Raw genomic sequence first — 17241 nt, forward strand, 5'->3', positions numbered from 1 at the left:
GTAAAGGCCAACAATCAACACCACAGGCGATCAACGCGATTGCCAAGCAACAGGCTTTAAAAAACCAGTGGGAGCCAAAGCCCCCACCATTTCATGCGAATGCGACGTAACGACAGTAGCAACGCCTCACAACAACGTCTGCACATCGTCTGGTAGAGCGTATTTCCTGCCTGGCCACGGTTGTATATCTGGCTGTTACGCCTTCATTTCGACCGAGTACAGCGTCATCGGCAAGCTCGAGGCCACGTCAAACATACAACCGGTTTCAACGCCCACTTTGGCGATGTCGCTGGCGCTTAGTTGCGAATACACCGCGTGCATTGCGCCAATGGCATAGTCGCGGCCACTGCCGCTGGCCCAAAAACGCTCAAATTCATACACTTCGCGCAAGCTATACACGCCAAAAATTCCGTGTCGATTCACAATCAACACCGTCATCTGGCTCGATTCATACGCGTCGTCGTCTTCTTCGTCGGTTTTTAGAAAAAAATCGTCTTTTAATTTGCGATGTAATTTGCGGAATGATTCAAAAATGGCGGCGCGATTAGAAAAATCAAGCTTTTTGAATTTTTTTAACGCCGATTGCAAAACCAAATCGTGTGCGGCGCTACCGCAAATGGCGAAATAATTATCGTCATATTGAAAAATCTTATTCCAGCGCGCATCGTCCATCGCGGCTAAACGCGTGTCGCCAAAGGTCGACTGACTATCAGCGGCAATGGCGCAATGCCCGTCTTTTTTTACTACCACAATGGTTGTCATTGTCAGCTCTCCTGCAAAAGCGAATCCTGCACTCGCTTAAGTGGCTTGTTTTAATAAGGCAACTAAACGCAATAAAGCATGGTATACCGCTGCAGACCTTACTGCAGAACGATTACCAGCAAATACCTGCTTTTCGGTGTGAATCCCTTCTGGCGTTGCAAACGCAAACCAAACCGTACCCACCGGCTTGTCGATACTGCCACCGGTTGGCCCAGCCACCCCAGAAACCGCCACCGCCCAACGCGCCGCCGCACCATCAGCAGCGCCTTGCGCCATCGCCGCTACCACCGGCTCACTCACCGCACCGAGCCCATCAATAAACGCTGCTGGTACATCGAGCAGGCTGACTTTGGCTTGATTGGCATAGGTAATATAACCGCGCTCAAACCAAGCACTCGATCCGGCGATTTCGGTAATCGCAGCGGCAATCAAGCCACCAGTGCAAGATTCGGCGGTCGCAACGGTTTCACCGCGCGCCAATAGCCGTTGCCCCAGTTCGGTCGATAAGGCTTCAATTTCAGAACTAAACATGATGCGGGCCCAATCGAGTCTTCAAAAATAAGCCAATACCCATGGTCAATACCAGTGGGGACTGACCATAAGTGCAGGGCGATGCTTTGCCCAAATCACCCGTTCAGTCGCCCCGCACCCCAAGATCGGGCTTAAGGCGACGCAATCCAATTAAGACGCTTCTTCAACCGCTGGCGCTTGAATAAAGTGCTCGCGGTAATATTTCAACTCATCAATCGATTCGACAATATCGGCCAAAGCGGTATGCGCGCCGCGCTTTTTAAAGCCTTTGGCAATTTGCGGTTGCCAACGTTTGCAGAGCTCTTTGAGTGTAGATACATCCAAATTACGGTAATGGAACCAGCTTTCTAATTGCGGCAAGTAGTTCACTAAAAAGCGCCGATCTTGATGCACTGAGTTACCACACAAAGGCGATACGCCTTTGGGCACGTATTGCGAAATAAATTCAATCAATTGCGCCTCAGCTTGCGCTTCGGTGGTGGTTGATGCTTTTACTTTGGCGGTTAATCCCGAATTACCGTGGGTTTTAACGCACCATTCATCCATTGAGTCGAGCAAGGCGTCGTCTTGGTGAATCACAAAAACGGGGCCTTCGGCGACGATATTTAAATCATTGTCGGTAATGACCACGGCAATTTCGATGACACGGTCGGTTTCAGGCTCCAAACCCGTCATTTCCATGTCGACCCAGATGAGTCGGTTCTGGTCTTGTGGCATACTGAGCAATTCCCGAGAAAAAACATCATTTTACTTCATGACTGACCTTTTTAGCGCTACACAATTTTCACTACTTTTCTTGTTTGCCCTGATGGCGAGTGTTTTATTACAGCTTTGGTTAGCACTGCGTCATGTCAACCATGTAAAACGACATCGCAATGCGGTTCCAGCAGAATTTGCCGAGCAAATTACCCTCGCCTCACACCAAAGAGCGGCGGCGTATACCATCGCTAAAACTCGCTTTGGCATGCTGACGACAATTTTTGATGCGATGATCTTGGCGGCGTTTACCTTGGGCGGCGGTATTGCGTGGTTATCCAATCTCACCGCACAGTGGTTTACTCCCGATAGCCTCGGCCACGGCATTGCGCTGATTGCCAGCTTGGCGGTGGTCAGTAGCGTCTTGTCGTTGCCGTTTTCTTTGGTCTCGACCTTTGTCATCGAATCGCGCTTTGGTTTTAACCAAATGAGCGCCAAGCTGTTTATCACCGACCTGACCAAAACCACGCTGATCGGCGCAGTGATTGGCCTGCCGTTAATTGCAGCGGTATTGTGGTTGATGGGGGCAATGGGCGAATATTGGTGGCTGTGGGTTTGGCTAACTTGGCTGGGATTTTCGCTGACGCTGATGTGGGTATTTCCAACCTTTATCGCGCCGCTATTTAATAAATTCATTCCGATGGAAGACGGCGAAGTGAAAGCGCGGATCACCGCCCTACTCACGCGCTGCGGCTTTCAATCCAATGGCTTATTTGTGATGGATGGCAGCAAACGCTCATCGCATGGCAACGCCTACTTTACCGGCTTGGGCAAATCCAAACGCATCGTGTTTTTTGATACGCTACTCAAGCATTTATCGCCGTCAGAAATCGAAGCGGTGTTGGCGCATGAATTAGGCCACTTTAAGCATCGCCATATTGTGAAACGCATCGTCTGGACTTTTGCACTGATGCTGGGCTTTTTATGGCTGTTGGGTCAGCTCAAAACCCAGTTGTGGTTTTATCAAGGTTTAGGCGTAGCCACGCCATCCACAGCGGCGGCTTTATTGCTGTTTTTTATGGTGCTGCCGGTGTTTACTTTTTTGTTTTCGCCGCTGAGCTCGATGATGTCGCGCCGCCATGAATATGAAGCCGATGCTTTTGCGGCCAGCCAAAGTTCCAGCGCTGATTTAGTCAATGCCTTGGTTAAATTGTATCGCGACAATGCCGCAACGCTGACACCAGATCCTTGGCACAGCTTGTTTTATGACAGCCACCCGCCAGCCAGTTTACGCATTGCTGCCTTGCAACGACTGGCGGTGTAATTTGGTTTGGGCTTATTCAACAGCTTGGACTACAACAGAGAAAACCCACACTGGAGCTCTGCGATGTCATTAAATACCGAATCTTGTGTTCAAGCTGCGTCTAAACTCGATGCGCTGGCCGTTGAAATGCTGTGTACCGAACTCGACGATTGGTTTGTCGTAAATGACAGCCTAGAAAAAACGTTTCGCTTTCGCAGTTTTTATGAAACGATGGCGTTTACCAATGCGGTGGCTTTTATTGCCCACCAGCATAACCATCATCCTGATATCCAACTGAGTTTTAGCCGTTGCAAACTGACATGGAATACCCATTCAGCCAACGGCTTAACTCGTAATGACTTTATCTGCGCCGCGTGCGTAGATGCACTTCCAAAGGCCTCATGACCGAAACAGCCCGCATTGTGACTAGCTATGGCAAGGTTTACATCGTAGAACTTGCCGATGGCCGCCGTCTTTCCGCCTCTACCCGAGGCAAAAAAACCGATTATGCCTGTGGCGATCAAGTTGATATCGACGTGCTCAATCTTGAGCAAGCCGTCATCAATAAAGCATTACAGCGTAAAACCCTGCTCTATCGCTCGGATGCTTGGCGCAGCAAAATGATTGCCGCCAATGTGACGCAGATTGTGATTGTGGTGGCGACTGAACCGAGCTTTTCCGATGAGCTCATTAGCCGCGCCCTCATCGCCGCCGAAGCCGAAGGCATACGCCCAGTGATTTGCCTAAATAAATGTGATCTGCCGGTCGCTGATGCGGCCAGAACGCGTTTGGCGTATTACACGGGCTTAGGCTACCCGGTGGTTGAGATTTCTGCCAAACAAGATTTAAGCCCACTCACGCCTTGGCTAGAAGGCCAAGTCTCAGTACTGGTGGGGCAATCGGGGATGGGTAAATCGACCATTACCAATGCCTTGATTCCCGAAGCCAATGCCCGCGTGAAAGAAATCTCCACCGCGCTCGATTCGGGCAAGCACACCACCACGCATGCTCAACTGTATAAACTCAATGCCACTTCTGAGCTGATTGACTCACCCGGCTTGCAATCTTTTGGTTTGGCACATATTGGGGTGGAAGACTTACCGCGCTTAATGCCCGACATGGCACGCCATCTTGGCCAGTGCCGCTTTCACAATTGTCGCCACCGCCAAGAGCCCGGCTGCGCCATTCATGCCGCCATTGCCGAAGGAACGATCTCACAAGAGCGTTTAAACTTTTTGCAACGCCTGCAAGACGAACTCAGCGCAGCAGCGGCCAGTAAATACTGATGTATATGCCTGTAGATAATATTAAATAAAGTCTACAGGCACATACCCCAGCCTCACCACCAACGCTTTATTTCAAACGCTGCTTACGCCGCTGATGCCAGCTCCAATAAATCCATAAACGCCACGCAAGATGCACCCCGACATAGCAGCACAATGCCAAGATCGCCGCCAACAACGGCAAACCAATCAAAAGCGGCGTGCCTAAGGCTTGCACCCACGTCCACATTGCCGGCAGCCAATCGCTCCAAGACAGTGCACTCCATGATGGCATTGCGGCCATTTGCACTGCAGCACTACTGCCAGTCACCCAAACTCCCAAGCGATACGCCAGCCAATACAGCGGCGCAATCGTCAATGGATTGGTATAGAAAGTACCCAAAATGGCAACCGGTAAATTAACCCGAAAAATCAAACATAAAATCGCCGAAGTAATCACCTGCAATGGCCCCGGAATCAGGCCACCAATCATGCCGACCGCTAAGCCACCTGCGACGGATTTTCGATTCAGATGAAATAAATTGGGATGCTCAAACCAAGGGGCAAAACGCCGTAAAAAACGATTGTCTAGCATCGCCGCATGGTCAGGCAGCCAGCGACGGAGGTATTTTCGAGGCATTCGGTTATTTTTCCAATGATTTAGCTATGACAGACTGCATTATTGCCGCAAAATTCAATCATTCGTTTACGTTGTAGAAAATTATGGTTGCCGTTACTCGTCCTCTAGCCCAATCAATTGCCGAAGCTGCCGATCCTGACCGTTGGTTAATTGCGCTATCTGAGCGCTATCCACCGCAGGATATTATTCGTTTACGTGAAGCATTAGACTGGGCGGCGGAGCTGTATCAAGGCGCAGTCAATCCAGATACGCAAACATCTTTGTTTATCCATGCCGTGGCCAGCGCGTCCATCGTGGCCGATTTACGCATGGATGCCAATGCGGTGATCGCCGCGTTGCTGTTTTGTGCGCCCGATACCCTCAGCCAAGCGACAGAACAAATTAATAAACGCTTTGGCAGTACCGTTACCGCCTTGGTGGAAGGGATTATCAAGGTCAGGCAATTACGCCAATTGGCGCAGCCACAGCAAGGCAAGGCTGCGGACTACGCGCAGCAAGTTGAAGCGCAGCGCAAAATGCTGCTGGCGATGGTTGAAGACATTCGCGCCGTGCTGATTAAGCTCGCTTGGCGCACGCAAACCATGCATAGCTTGGCCAATGTCAACGAAGAACAACGCCGCATTATTGCCCGAGAAACCTTAGATTTATTCGCCCCCTTAGCCAATCGCTTAGGCGTTTGGCAAATTAAATGGGAGCTCGAGGATTTAGGTTTCCGCTATTTGCATACTGATACCTATAAAAAAATCGCCAAATTACTCGACGAGCGCCGGGTTGATCGTGAGCATTTTATTGGTGATGTGATCAGTAAACTGCGTAGCGAATTGGCGCTGGCGGGTGTGACGCATGTTGATCTAATGGGGCGGCCAAAACACATCTACAGCATCTGGAAAAAGATGCAACAGAAAAAGCTCGATTTTTCTGAGCTATATGATATTCGCGCCGTTCGCGTGCTGGTGGATGATGTTAAAGATTGTTATACGGTGCTGGGCATCGTGCATAACCTCTGGCAACCGATTCCCGGTGAGTTTGACGACTATATCGCCCAGCCCAAAGGCAATTTTTATCGCTCTTTACATACGGCGGTGATTGGCCCGGCCGATAAAGCAGTCGAGGTGCAAATTCGCACTTTCGATATGCATGAACACGCTGAATTTGGCGTGGCGGCTCACTGGCGTTACAAAGAAGGCGGTAAAGGCGATTCGCGCTATGAAGAAAAAATTGCTTGGCTACGCCAATTGCTTGATTGGCGTGAAGATTTGGCCAATGAAAGTGATTTTTCGGATGCGTTTAAGGCGGAATTATTCGACGATACGATTTATGTCCTTACCCCAGCAGGGCGCGTCATTTCACTGCCCAAAGGCAGTACGGCGGTCGATTTTGCTTATCATTTGCATACCGATTTAGGCCACCGTTGCCGTGGTGCCAAAGTCAATGGCGCGATTGTGCCGCTGGGCACGCCACTGGAAAATGGCCAACGCGTTGAGATTTTAGCCGCCAAAGAAGGTGGCCCAAGCTTAGATTGGTTGCATCAAGGTTATGTTAAAAGCCATCGCGCCAGCCAAAAAATTCGGCACTGGATACGCCAGCAGCATCTGGATATTGCCATCGAGGCCGGTCGTACTTTATTTGATAAAGAAGCGTCTCGCGCTGGAGCGAATAATATTAGCCAAGAGCTGATCGCCCAAAAACTCGGCTATAAGCAAATCGAAGATGTATTTGCTGCGCTAGGCCAAGGCGAATGCTCTTTACGCGCATTAGCAATGGCCTTTGCCGAATCGCTGGCACCGCTCGAAGTCGCCGATGACACCCCTGATCGATTAGTCAAAACCGCGCGTGCCAATCAAAGTGGCGAAGGTATTTTGATCGAGGGCATCGATAAATTAATGACGATGCTGGCGCGCTGCTGCAAACCGGTTCCGCCCGATCATGTGATGGGCTTTGTGACCAAGGGGCGAGGGATTTCGATTCACCGTACCGATTGCAGTGCACTGAAACGGCTAGCGATCGAAGCGCCAGAGCGACTGATTAAAGCCGATTGGGGACAATCGCTAGGGCATGTGTTTTCGGTGGATATTTTGGTGGAAACGCTAGAGCGAGCGAGTATGTTGCGCGATTTATCCGACGTGATGGTCAGAGACAAAATCAATGTGACTGCGGTGCAGACGCAAAACAAAGATGCTCGCTCTCAAATGCGGTTTACGATTGAAATCCGCGATAACGAGCAACTGCAAAAAGTCTTTGTGCGCCTAAAGGATGTCCCAGGCGTGATTCGTGTTTCAAGACAATAAAGCGATTGACTAAAAAGAGGCGCACCTCGGTGCGCCTCGAACCATCACGATTGCAAGCTACAGCAGTTAACGGTGCTTAATTTCACCGGCTTTAACGATTTTTAGGCAGTTGGTGCCACCACCCATACCGACCACATCGCCAAATGTAAATGCGATCAAATCGCCGACTTGCACAATGCCACGGCGTAACATTTCGACTTCGGCGCGCACCAATAAAGATTCACGGTCGGTATTGTCATGCGACAACATCACCGGCTCTACGTCACGGAACAATGATAAACGATTGTAGGTTTCGGCTTCTGGCGTTAAGGCATAAATTGGCACACCACTAATCACCCGTGACATCCACAATGCCGACGAGCCCGATTGCGTCAAAGCGGCAATCACTTTGATATTCAAATGATTGGATGCAAACAACGCCGCCATAGAAATAGTTTGATCAACGCGAGAATACTCACCCTCTAAAATCGCCGCATTGCTGACTTTATAATCTTGCGATTTTTCAGCCTCAACACACACTCGCGCCATCGACTCAACCGTTTCCACCGGATAAAGACCTGACGCCGTTTCTGCCGACAACATCACCGCATCGGTGCCATCTAATACCGCATTGGCCACGTCAGACACTTCGGCGCGCGTTGGCACTGGGCTCGAAATCATCGACTCCATCATTTGCGTCGCCGTAATGGTGAGCTTATTCATCGCACGTGCCGCTTTAATCATGCGCTTTTGTAGTGCTGGAACTGCCGCATCACCCACTTCAACCGCCAAATCACCGCGCGCCACCATAATGCCGTCCGACGCAGTCAAAATGTCTTCTAAATTACCAATCGCTTCGGTGCGTTCAATTTTGGCAATCAGCAACGCCTTACTGCCCGCAGCGCGAAGCAAGGTGCGCGCCATATACATATCGGCACCACTTTTAGGAAACGAGACCGCAACATAATCGGCACGTAATTTGGCCGCTACTTTGATGTCGTCCATGTCTTTGGCAGTTAAAGCCGGGGCGGTTAAACCGCCACCTTGGCGATTAATGCCTTTATTGTTCGACAGCGTGCCACCGACTAACACCGTAGTGAATACTTTCGCGCCTTCGACATGATCCACTTGCAGTTTGACTTTGCCATCATCGAGCAGCAATACCACACCGCTTTCTACATCGTTGGGCAGCTCTTTGTAATCTAAGCCAACGGTGTTTTGATTACCCAGCGCGCATTCAGCGTCAAGAATAAATTTGGCACCGTTTTTTAATTCAATTTTATTTTTTTCAAACTTACCAACGCGAATTTTAGGCCCTTGCAAATCGACCATAATGGCAATCGGACGATTGAGTTTTTTGGCAATTTCACGCACCAAGGCAGCACGATCTAAATGATCTTGTGCGGTGCCATGCGAGAAATTCAATCGGACCATATTCACCCCAGCCACAATCAGTTGTTCCAAGATAGCGACATCATTGGACGACGGGCCTAAGGTTGCGACAATTTTTGTACTGCGTGACATGAATTTCTCCTGAACGAATGCGCTGGCACTATTGACGTATAGCCTAGGGCAACAATCACCCTATAGCGTTGATTAATGTCATTTTGCAGCAAGGTAGTCAATTATTTAGCCACGGGCGTGGCAACAGCATCACAATCTACGCGCCATGTCGGCAAGGATTTATGGCCATTGGCTTGACCGGCTCACACCCGGTATCAAGCCCTCCCATCACTGCTGGCAGAAGCACCGCCCTTGCGGTACAATCGCCGCCGTAGTCCTCGTAGTACAACGGATAGTACCAGTGCCTCCTAAGCGACTTGGGAGGGTGCCAAACCAAAGCTAAGTTGTTGATTTATATGGAAAGCAGGCTCTGCTAATCCCTCGAAATCCACCTTGATCCAAGGTAGTCTTGGAACAAATTTGGCACACGAAGATGGAAAAGTAAGGGCCAGAAATGACAACAGGTAGCACGTGGCTACCTGTTTTTTTATGTAGTGTCAATCGGTGGTGTCCCCACCAGGAATCGAACCTGGATCTGATTCTTAGGAGGAACCTGTTCTATCCATTGAACTACAGGGACACACGATCAGCCCGCTACTGTAGCATGTGTGCGAGTCTTTAGACAAGAAGTGATATACAAAATGGTCAGTCAACAACTTATTGATAATTTGAAGGAAAAGACCAAAGGCAAGTTGTTGATGTCACCTGAACAACTGTCTGAAGTAATTCCACTTACATCCAAGCAGCAATCAAAGTTGCGAAAAGAAAACCGTTTTCCGATCCCCTTCAAGAACATTGGACGACTTGTTTACTACTCAGTTTATGACGTGGCAAACTTCCTTTTGAATGGTGAAACCACACCAACTAAAGAAGTTCCAGAAGAAGCACCAGCGCCACAGATCACCATCAAGAAGAAGCCAGCCAAGCCCACAGCGCCAGTTCAGGACTTGTCTCATATCTTCATGCTTAGAGCCTTTGCGAAGTCTTTGGAAGAACGTGCAACTGCTATGCTGAACTTGGCAGAGAATTTGAACAACTATGCCAATAAGAAAGAAATGATGGACAACTTCCAGAAAAAGTTTCCACCCAAAGGACGATAAATTTTATATTACCTCTAGCAATAAAGAAGTATGTGAATAGATTTAATGGCTGTACTTTCCTGATCTGCCTTGGTAGACTCCCCAATCTTGTTGCACCAAAGGGAAGCCATGCTGAGAAAATACGAAGAATTTATTGCCAGCGAATTCAGTTCATGTGTTCAAAACACAATCACACGACTAGCGGCAGAAGACACCTATCGCCCTTTTCATAGCGCGCTACTTTCTGAACAAGCCTTGTTCTGGAGCAGATTTGAACGATCATTTAGCACCTCCTTTGGCCAGAGAGTCATAGAGAAAATTTCACAAGCAGCCGCCCTATCTGGGGGTGCGGAAGTGGCTACAAATCAACAAGCTACTATTGTTAATCTCTCACAGTCGCAGCTAAATTCCATTGAGGATCATATTACGGGATTGCGGACAGGTAGCAGATTAACCAATTGGAATGCAGATATTGCAGCAATGTCAGCCGCTCCCCCAACAGGAGATCAATATCAAATCCGAGTTATCTCAGATTTATACTGGACAAAGAATGGCGTAAATAACTACATGAGCATAAAGACAGTTAAGCCAAATATAGATCAAACAGCAGAAGCAAAACGTGATTTATTGAAGCTAAAACTAGCAGACCCAACTGCCAATGTCTATTATGGACTTTACTACAACCCATATGGCGAAAGTAAACTTGACTATGCTTGGAGTCCACCAAAAAATATTTTCAACTTTAATACCGACCCCTGCATTTTGATTGGCAAAGAATATTGGGATACTCTAGGTGGCGTTGGATTCTATGAAGAAGTCCTTGCTATAGCTGCCAGAGTTGGAATCATTACAAGACAGCAAATTCAGGGATTAAGATAATAAAAAAGCACCCAGTGGGTGCTTTTTTTATGATTCAAACAGTTCCATATTTATAGACTTCTTCGCTCGGAGCTTTGAATTTTTGCCTTGACTACCAATAATTTCATGTTTGGAAATCCAAGTTTTATGATCGGTTTCCTTATACCTTGAATAAGCAAAACCTTCATAAACTTTAGTTGGTTTCCCTTGCATGTGATTAAGAATCAATTTCCCAATTGCTTCACCCAATCCAGCCGGAACAGCATTGCCAACCTGCTTATATTGGTCAACCAGAGATCCACAAATAACCCATTCATCTGGGAATTGTTGCACTCTTTTGTACTCCTGAATGCTCAATGGACGATCTTCTACAGGATGGGCTAAATCTGTAGCCGGCATAGCTGGATGAGTCACCAAAGTAGGAGCAGGCTTGTCCCAAGCTAACCTTCTAAAAAATCCGGTCTTCCCACCACCAGCATAAAAAGACTTTCCAAGAGCTTGTTTTTGAATCTCAAGAGGAAGATGTTTCCAGTATTCACCGGGGCCAAGCATTTTGTAATAGCGGAGCCGCCCTTCTGGAAAGGTTAAATGTTCATGCTGCGCATTTTCGAGACCTTCAACCGCATTGCGGAAAGTATTCCACTTAGGAAGATTGAAATCTGACTTGTCGCTATGAGTTGGCTCCAAATAAGGAAGCTCTTCACCGCCCCTGTGGCAAATCAAAACAACTCGTTCCCTTACTTGTGGAGATCCATAATTAGCCGAATTGTAGAGATTGAAGGAAACACCATATCCAGCCTTTTTCAATCTATCAAGAATCAGCAACAGAGCACCGCCGGGTAATTCCTCTGACTCCAAAGGATTTTCATCACCACGATCAGCATGGGGACGATGGGAAAGCGGAGCAGACAATAGGCCTCGTACATTCTCAAGAACAGCATACTTGGGCTTGAGTTGTTCAATTAATTCAATATAACGAATAAGTGCGCCACCCCGTTGATCATTGAATCCACGACGAGATCCAGCGGTGCTGAATGCTTGACAAGGTGGCCCACCAACAATGAGGTCAATTTCTTCATTTTGCGAAAGACCAGCAGCATCCCTAATCTGTTCAGCAGAATAATTCCAAACATCACCAAGAAGGGCAATATCTGGATTGTTAGCAGCAATGGTTTTCCTGCAAGCCTTGTCAAACTCGCAAGCAAGCATAACTTCAATGCCTGCTTTTTTAAGGCCTAAATCAAGTCCCATAGCCCCAGAAAAAAAACTCAAGGCAACAACATTTGGTTTGGGCTTGTTCGTTCTTTTCTTATCTGGTGGGTTCACATGGTTCTGTGGCACAGCTAAAAAATTCTCTAAATTCTCACGGTCAACGAGCCACTGTTTACCAAGCTGCTCTCCAGCGATCTTCCCCTGCTTCAAAAGGGTACGGACTCGCTGCTCTGTCAACTGCATAAGTTCAGCAGCTTCTTTGGTACTGATAACATTTGGAATCATGTTGTTTCGCCATCGAATGTTTTTATAGTCCAATTATAGCGCAAGAGGCAAAACCCGGCAATGAGACAAGCATAAAAAAAGCCAGTCTTACGACTAGCCTTTTTATTTCGTTAGATTCGGCACCACCCGGTTTCTAACAGCACACTTGACATTTAAGAAAATCTTATTAGAAGTGTACTACCACGAACAAACTAATCATATTAGATATTTTTTAATTGTCAATAACTCGAAACTGATTATTTGCTCTTGGTAAAACAAGGGCATTTTTTATGCCTGAATGAAAGATGGATTGATATGTTATATGTCACAAGGCAACCATAAGACCTTGGAATCAGCGTTCAATCAATCCAGGAAGAAGTTAGGAGAGTAGAGGATGCTTGTTCATGGTTGAATAATACAGCGACGAACAAATGCAAAACTTGAATGATTTAGGCACTAAATAATAACCATGCGCCTGTAACAACAAGCAGACTCAAAATCCTGAAAGTATTTAATCAGTCATTTGTGTGACGAAAATAGCATGGCTCATTAGAGTGTAGTAGTTTGGCAAAATTACAGCGATACGGCATAAGATAAGTCCGAATGCAACTGGCGAGAAGTTGCAACCAAGCCAAATGAACGAGCCCAATAACACAAATGCCATTGTTTGCGAACAATGGAGTTTCTTTCAGACTACTGATGAGGAATTATTCATGCCGATTCCTCAAGGCAAGAAGTTGGGTTGTGCAAAGCAAAAGGTTAAGGCTTAGTTCATAGAAATATGGATGCCGTGGAGATCCTGCACACTGCTGTTAGATTGGCAGAAAACGACTACGGTTTCAGTGAGTAGCTAACCACTTACTGGGGTCTTTTCAATTAAATGGAAAGAGACAAAAGCAAAACGATTTTATTAAAAATCGTAGGGTAAGGCTTTGTCTTTTTCTTTGGAAAAATACAAAGCTGTGTACCATCAATAACCAGTAAATGATGATTAACAATCTTCAAACAACCATTAACTCGTTAGAGATTTACGATAGTAAATAAAAATGGAGTAGCGCCGATTTATTGACACTAGCATGTTGACAACAATAATTCTCTTGTTAGTCTAAAACTATAACAATACGGAGAAAATATGCTAGACAAAATACTCAATTCATTCGGTTCAATATTGAAATTCTTTGGTGTAATGATTGGCCTCATTGTGGTATCTGCAATCATTTGGACTTTTTATACATTGTCAGGAGGTTCTTCCAACCGCCACGACAAAGAGCCAGAAGTTAAATCTATAGCCTTACAAACTCAATCTAAGGAAACTGCAAAACCAAAGGACAATGGACTTGCAAGTCAATTAAGTCTTAAGGTGATAAACATCCAAGGGCACTATTTTGATATGGTAAGTGCTTACGATAAAGTGAATGTGGATGTTGAAATTGAAAACACCAGCGGCAAAACCTTGAAAGGCTTTCTTGGTGATGTGATTATTAAAGATGCCTTTGGTGATGTCGTGAAAACTGTTAGCTACAAAAGTGATGAAGATTTGCCACCAGGCAAAACCACTCGCAAACTTTCTCTAGAGTTGAATATATACATGAAAGATGATCAGAGATTGGCAGCATTGAACAAATTCACCTCTGAGTTCCATATTGAAAAAATCTTGACTGAGTAAATCACAAAGGCACTCTGAATAGAGATATACAGAAAGCACCGTCAGGTGCTTTTTTTACGACCTAACGTCAGACGTTAGGACCTCACGTGCCACTGCATGTACCTTCTTCACTGACAAGCGTACAGTTCGTTCTATTGGTTGGCGACACAAAGAAGTCAATCAAATAAAGCGATCAAATACCTATTCAGTGACTAACTGTAGTGACTACCCACTTTATACCTACTATGTAGATTGGCTACATGGAAAGGAGGGAATAAATATGATTTAAATTAAAGGAAAATATCATGAACCAACTTAATCTTATCGCAGTCCCTAACGGTGCTTTTACTCTTGAAGAAGCTCTTCAAGATTCAACAGTTCAACAAGCTATTCAAATGATTAAAACCATTGAAGGCACCACAACATCAAAAATCAAGGCTTTTCTCGCCATCTATCAAATGATTGATGCTTTGTCTCAAATGCGCCAGCAAAACATTGATATGAGCCAATTGCACTACGAGAATTTTAGAAACTCAATGACGATGGTTATTAATGTTAGCTACGATTCAATCATGAAGTCTTTCACTAATCACGAACGCAAAATGCTTCAAGAGTTGGTTGCAAAAGCTCCTGCACACTAAGCTTCAGCAGCACCAAAAACAAAGGCTCCAATTTGGAGCCTTTTTTGTTGATCTCTGCGCCTATGTCAGTCAAAATCATATGAATTTAACTAACAACACTGCACATGGCAAAGTCACCCAAAGACATACAACGATTGCAGGTAATCGGTAAGAGCTTGCAGAAGCTGCGAGTGAAAACAGGCTATTCACAAGAAGAGGTTTCTGAACGTCTTAATATCACTTCCAAGTCGTATGGTGCATATGAGCAAGGCACTTCCACACCGGACATTCTGAGATTGATTCAGATTGCTGAAATATTTGAATGTGAGCTTGATGAACTTCTAGTTGGCATCAGTTCAAAACCTGATGACCAGGCCAAACACATAGCCAGCCTTCTACAAGGAGTTAAACGAGCCGATAGACTCCACATTGTCAGAATTGTGGAGAAAATATGCCTAATTTCAAAAGGCAAATCAAAAATAGACTCCTAACTGGTGTCATTTTTCTGGGCAGCTTAGTTGCAGAATAGTGCCCACGTCAATCAAAAGTGCATTAGTTAATCGCTAAAGCAACCAGCCTTATATTAATTCTAGCAAATAGAATTTTTGAAGCAATAGAACATAAGCACTCAAACGAGTGCTTTTTTATTGGCTGAAAAATTATCAGGCCCGATCACTTCTAAATCACATCAATAGCCATTGACTTGCATTATTTATTTTCTTATTTTAAGCAAAAAAGGAAAATAATATGAAAATCAAAAATAGCATCATTTGTGGAATATTGGCGAGCTTATTTTTAGTAGGTGCAAACGCTTTTGCTGCCGACTGGAAACCATCAACGATAGAAAAAGGAGGTCAAGAGTTATATGGCCGATTAGATTTCTCACCAGCCCACAATGAGTTTATGGCACTAAAAGCGCCTAGCCAAAAGGGAAAAGTCATTTTTATATTCAAGAGGGAACCTCTAGCGGAAACTGTTGGAGCAATTTATGGCTTCTTTACTGATGCCATATTTATTCTCTATCCTAATGACCCGAAAGACTATATTAATTCCAAACCTGAGCCTTACGAGCTATCAGATGGAACTGAAGGCATCGTATTCAAGTCAAAGAAATACATTTACTTTGCACAACCAATAGACATGTCTCGCAGTGATACAAGGATTGGTACCATGATATTCTGGAGAGAAGCCAGATAATTTAATTTCCCGAAGCACTCAAACGAGTGCTTTTTTTATTTCTGCATTTTTTTCCCCATCCCTGCGGGAGCACCTACTTCATTTATGCGTTGCAAAATAAAGCAGGTCGATGAAATGCACTCTTACAACTGGCGCACGTAGTGAGAACGCTCCGCCGTTCTTCCAATATGTGAGGCCGGGGCCGGCACCAGCCAAGTGCGTTTAGTCAGAGCCATTTACATCAACAGCACCGGGAAGAAGTCTATTTTTTCTCACGATTGATTCAAGGATCATTTTCAGTTCTTGAATCTTTTGAGCATCATTTCCAATAGTAAAAGCTTGAACCAAGTCCCTCAAGTCTGCCACTGAAACACTCAATTCATCAATTGAAGTGAGTTGGCTTTTGTCATAGTTGAACTCAACTTTCATTTTTACTTCCAACCATTTTTGAAACATATTTTGATTTTTGGATCAGTGTTTCCTTGATCAATTGCTCTAGATTAGTTCCATTTTTAATTGCATATTCTTCAAGAGCCTTGCAGTTTTCTTCACCAATGAACTTGAAGTAGGCAGCGGCGCGAGCCTGTTTTTTCTTCTGAACATATTCACTCACTGCATTTCTAACTACCATGCCGAAGTTATCTGACTGCCCCGCATTGATTAAATAATCATCAATCCACTCAGCATCTTCGTTGCGAATAAATGCAGTTTTTTTCTTGCAACCCTTCATAAAATTCCTCCTGTTTTTATGAAGCATATGAAATCAGATAGATAAAACAAGACCCATTCCGAAAATGTCAGCTATCGAGTTTTTTCATAATCGTGGACATTATTTTTTAATTTCGTAAAATTAAGAGTACAGAACAGCAAGACAAATAAACCATACCGTCGCTTAACCCCTTACGGGCTTAACCAACGTGGTTTATCTCTTGTTAGGGCGTTGCCCTAAGACCCTAAAAATGCTTAAAACAAAAATAAAAAGGAGAGCATATGAGCAAAGAATTAGAACCAAAATTGCACCCAGGAAGACATGGCAATGCTGATGATCATTTATACAAACGCACTCACTCATTAGACATTCGTTTATCTCCAGTTGAGTTCATTGCATTGAAAGAGTCATGGAATAAAACTCAATTTAATTCAATGGCCTCTTATGTTCGCAACACCATCTTCAAAGGAAATGAAAAGAAGATTGACTTCTACTTTGAAGAAAAGCAGCAAGATCGCATCCTTGCAGGAAAATATTTAGCGGAGCTAAATAAACAAGGAAAGAATTTGAATCAGATCGCAAAGCAGCTAAGTTTAAAAACAGATTTCACAAAACAAGAGACAAAATTACTTGTTGACGATCTGAAAAATACATTGCTTGCCATTCAAGAAATCAAAGATAAATTTTCTGTACAGAAGAAAATTTAAGGCTTGG

At 45.3% G+C, this 17241-nt stretch carries 19 protein-coding genes and 1 tRNA gene; 11 read left to right on the forward strand and 9 right to left on the reverse strand.

The window, feature by feature from the left end; all coding sequences use genetic code 11:
* Nucleotides 1-195: 195 nt before the first annotated feature.
* The 3 genes from LG219_RS07815 to orn all read right to left on the reverse strand — a co-directional run bounded on the left by LG219_RS07815 (nucleotide 196) and on the right by orn (nucleotide 2010).
* Nucleotides 196-762, reverse strand: a complete 567-nt coding sequence (locus tag LG219_RS07815; RefSeq protein WP_226763954.1) for an MFS transporter — start codon at nucleotides 760-762, stop codon at nucleotides 196-198.
* 36 nt (nucleotides 763-798) lie between these two features.
* Nucleotides 799-1293, reverse strand: a complete 495-nt coding sequence (locus tag LG219_RS07820) for a CinA family protein (protein WP_226763955.1) — start codon at nucleotides 1291-1293, stop codon at nucleotides 799-801.
* 150 nt (nucleotides 1294-1443) lie between these two features.
* Complete coding sequence (gene orn / locus LG219_RS07825) at nucleotides 1444-2010, reverse strand: oligoribonuclease (RefSeq protein WP_226763956.1); 567 nt, start codon at nucleotides 2008-2010, stop codon at nucleotides 1444-1446.
* A 37-nt stretch (nucleotides 2011-2047) separates the two neighbouring features.
* On the opposite strand from orn, the gene LG219_RS07830 reads away from it, so the two are divergent.
* The 3 genes from LG219_RS07830 (at nucleotide 2048) to rsgA (ending at nucleotide 4578) form a co-directional block, all read left to right on the forward strand.
* Entirely contained in the window at nucleotides 2048-3313 is a 1266-nt protein-coding gene (locus tag LG219_RS07830) for a M48 family metallopeptidase (RefSeq protein WP_226763957.1), read from the forward strand.
* Between the two features lie 63 nt (nucleotides 3314-3376).
* Complete coding sequence (locus LG219_RS07835) at nucleotides 3377-3697, forward strand: 4a-hydroxytetrahydrobiopterin dehydratase (protein WP_226763958.1); 321 nt, start codon at nucleotides 3377-3379, stop codon at nucleotides 3695-3697.
* The gene (gene rsgA, locus LG219_RS07840; protein ID WP_226763959.1) at nucleotides 3694-4578 is read left to right on the forward strand and encodes a ribosome small subunit-dependent GTPase A; all 885 of its coding nucleotides are present in this window, start codon (nucleotides 3694-3696) and stop codon (nucleotides 4576-4578) included. Before LG219_RS07835 ends, rsgA begins: the two co-directional genes overlap by 4 nt.
* Before the next feature lie 67 nt (nucleotides 4579-4645).
* Here rsgA and LG219_RS07845 read toward each other — a convergent pair whose 3' ends face one another.
* Complete coding sequence (locus LG219_RS07845) at nucleotides 4646-5194, reverse strand: DUF2062 domain-containing protein (RefSeq protein ID WP_226763960.1); 549 nt, start codon at nucleotides 5192-5194, stop codon at nucleotides 4646-4648.
* Nucleotides 5195-5277: 83 nt separating this feature from the next.
* Here LG219_RS07845 and LG219_RS07850 point away from each other — a divergent pair, with 83 nt between their 5' ends.
* Entirely contained in the window at nucleotides 5278-7482 is a 2205-nt protein-coding gene (locus tag LG219_RS07850; RefSeq protein WP_226763961.1) for a RelA/SpoT family protein, read from the forward strand.
* 66 nt (nucleotides 7483-7548) lie between these two features.
* On the opposite strand, the gene pyk is transcribed toward LG219_RS07850, so the two are convergent.
* The gene (pyk, locus tag LG219_RS07855; RefSeq protein WP_226763962.1) at nucleotides 7549-8985 is read right to left on the reverse strand and encodes a pyruvate kinase; all 1437 of its coding nucleotides are present in this window, start codon (nucleotides 8983-8985) and stop codon (nucleotides 7549-7551) included.
* A gap of 484 nt (nucleotides 8986-9469) precedes the next feature.
* Nucleotides 9470-9544, reverse strand: a tRNA-Arg gene (locus LG219_RS07860).
* A gap of 61 nt (nucleotides 9545-9605) precedes the next feature.
* On the opposite strand from LG219_RS07860, the gene LG219_RS07865 reads away from it, so the two are divergent.
* Both LG219_RS07865 and LG219_RS07870 read left to right on the forward strand, forming a co-directional pair.
* Nucleotides 9606-10064: a hypothetical protein gene (locus LG219_RS07865; protein ID WP_226763963.1), complete on the forward strand. Its 459-nt coding sequence runs from the start codon at nucleotides 9606-9608 to the stop codon at nucleotides 10062-10064.
* Between the two features lie 108 nt (nucleotides 10065-10172).
* On the forward strand, nucleotides 10173-10922 hold the full coding sequence (locus LG219_RS07870; protein WP_226763964.1) for a TdeIII family type II restriction endonuclease: 750 nt from the start codon (nucleotides 10173-10175) through the stop codon (nucleotides 10920-10922).
* A 27-nt stretch (nucleotides 10923-10949) separates the two neighbouring features.
* Here the strand turns inward: LG219_RS07870 and LG219_RS07875 are convergent, their stop codons facing one another.
* Nucleotides 10950-12398: a DNA cytosine methyltransferase gene (locus LG219_RS07875; RefSeq protein WP_226763965.1), complete on the reverse strand. Its 1449-nt coding sequence runs from the start codon at nucleotides 12396-12398 to the stop codon at nucleotides 10950-10952.
* 1111 nt (nucleotides 12399-13509) lie between these two features.
* Here LG219_RS07875 and LG219_RS07880 point away from each other — a divergent pair.
* The 4 genes from LG219_RS07880 to LG219_RS07895 all read left to right on the forward strand — a co-directional run bounded on the left by LG219_RS07880 (nucleotide 13510) and on the right by LG219_RS07895 (nucleotide 15839).
* Nucleotides 13510-14043, forward strand: a complete 534-nt coding sequence (locus tag LG219_RS07880) for a hypothetical protein (RefSeq protein WP_226763966.1) — start codon at nucleotides 13510-13512, stop codon at nucleotides 14041-14043.
* Between the two features lie 284 nt (nucleotides 14044-14327).
* Nucleotides 14328-14663, forward strand: coding sequence for a hypothetical protein (locus LG219_RS07885; RefSeq protein ID WP_226763967.1), 336 nt, complete (start codon nucleotides 14328-14330; stop codon nucleotides 14661-14663).
* A 104-nt stretch (nucleotides 14664-14767) separates the two neighbouring features.
* Complete coding sequence (locus tag LG219_RS07890) at nucleotides 14768-15133, forward strand: helix-turn-helix domain-containing protein (RefSeq protein WP_137008662.1); 366 nt, start codon at nucleotides 14768-14770, stop codon at nucleotides 15131-15133.
* 256 nt (nucleotides 15134-15389) lie between these two features.
* Nucleotides 15390-15839 (forward strand): hypothetical protein, encoded by a 450-nt coding sequence (locus tag LG219_RS07895; protein WP_226763968.1) that lies wholly within the window; start codon nucleotides 15390-15392, stop codon nucleotides 15837-15839.
* Between the two features lie 201 nt (nucleotides 15840-16040).
* Here LG219_RS07895 and LG219_RS07900 read toward each other — a convergent pair whose 3' ends face one another.
* Both LG219_RS07900 and LG219_RS07905 read right to left on the reverse strand, forming a co-directional pair.
* A complete protein-coding gene (locus LG219_RS07900) occupies nucleotides 16041-16247 on the reverse strand; it encodes a hypothetical protein (RefSeq protein ID WP_226763969.1) in 207 nt (68 codons plus the stop codon).
* Nucleotides 16237-16548: a hypothetical protein gene (locus tag LG219_RS07905; protein WP_226763970.1), complete on the reverse strand. Its 312-nt coding sequence runs from the start codon at nucleotides 16546-16548 to the stop codon at nucleotides 16237-16239. The genes LG219_RS07900 and LG219_RS07905 overlap by 11 nt, the downstream gene beginning before the upstream one ends.
* A 260-nt stretch (nucleotides 16549-16808) precedes the next feature.
* Between LG219_RS07905 and LG219_RS07910 the strand changes: the two genes are divergently transcribed.
* Nucleotides 16809-17234 (forward strand): plasmid mobilization protein, encoded by a 426-nt coding sequence (locus LG219_RS07910; RefSeq protein ID WP_150728783.1) that lies wholly within the window; start codon nucleotides 16809-16811, stop codon nucleotides 17232-17234.
* Nucleotides 17235-17241 lie beyond the last annotated feature (7 nt).

Origin of the sequence: Deefgea salmonis (genome assembly GCF_020531905.1) — a bacterium.
GTDB lineage: Bacteria > Pseudomonadota > Gammaproteobacteria > Burkholderiales > Chitinibacteraceae > Deefgea > Deefgea salmonis.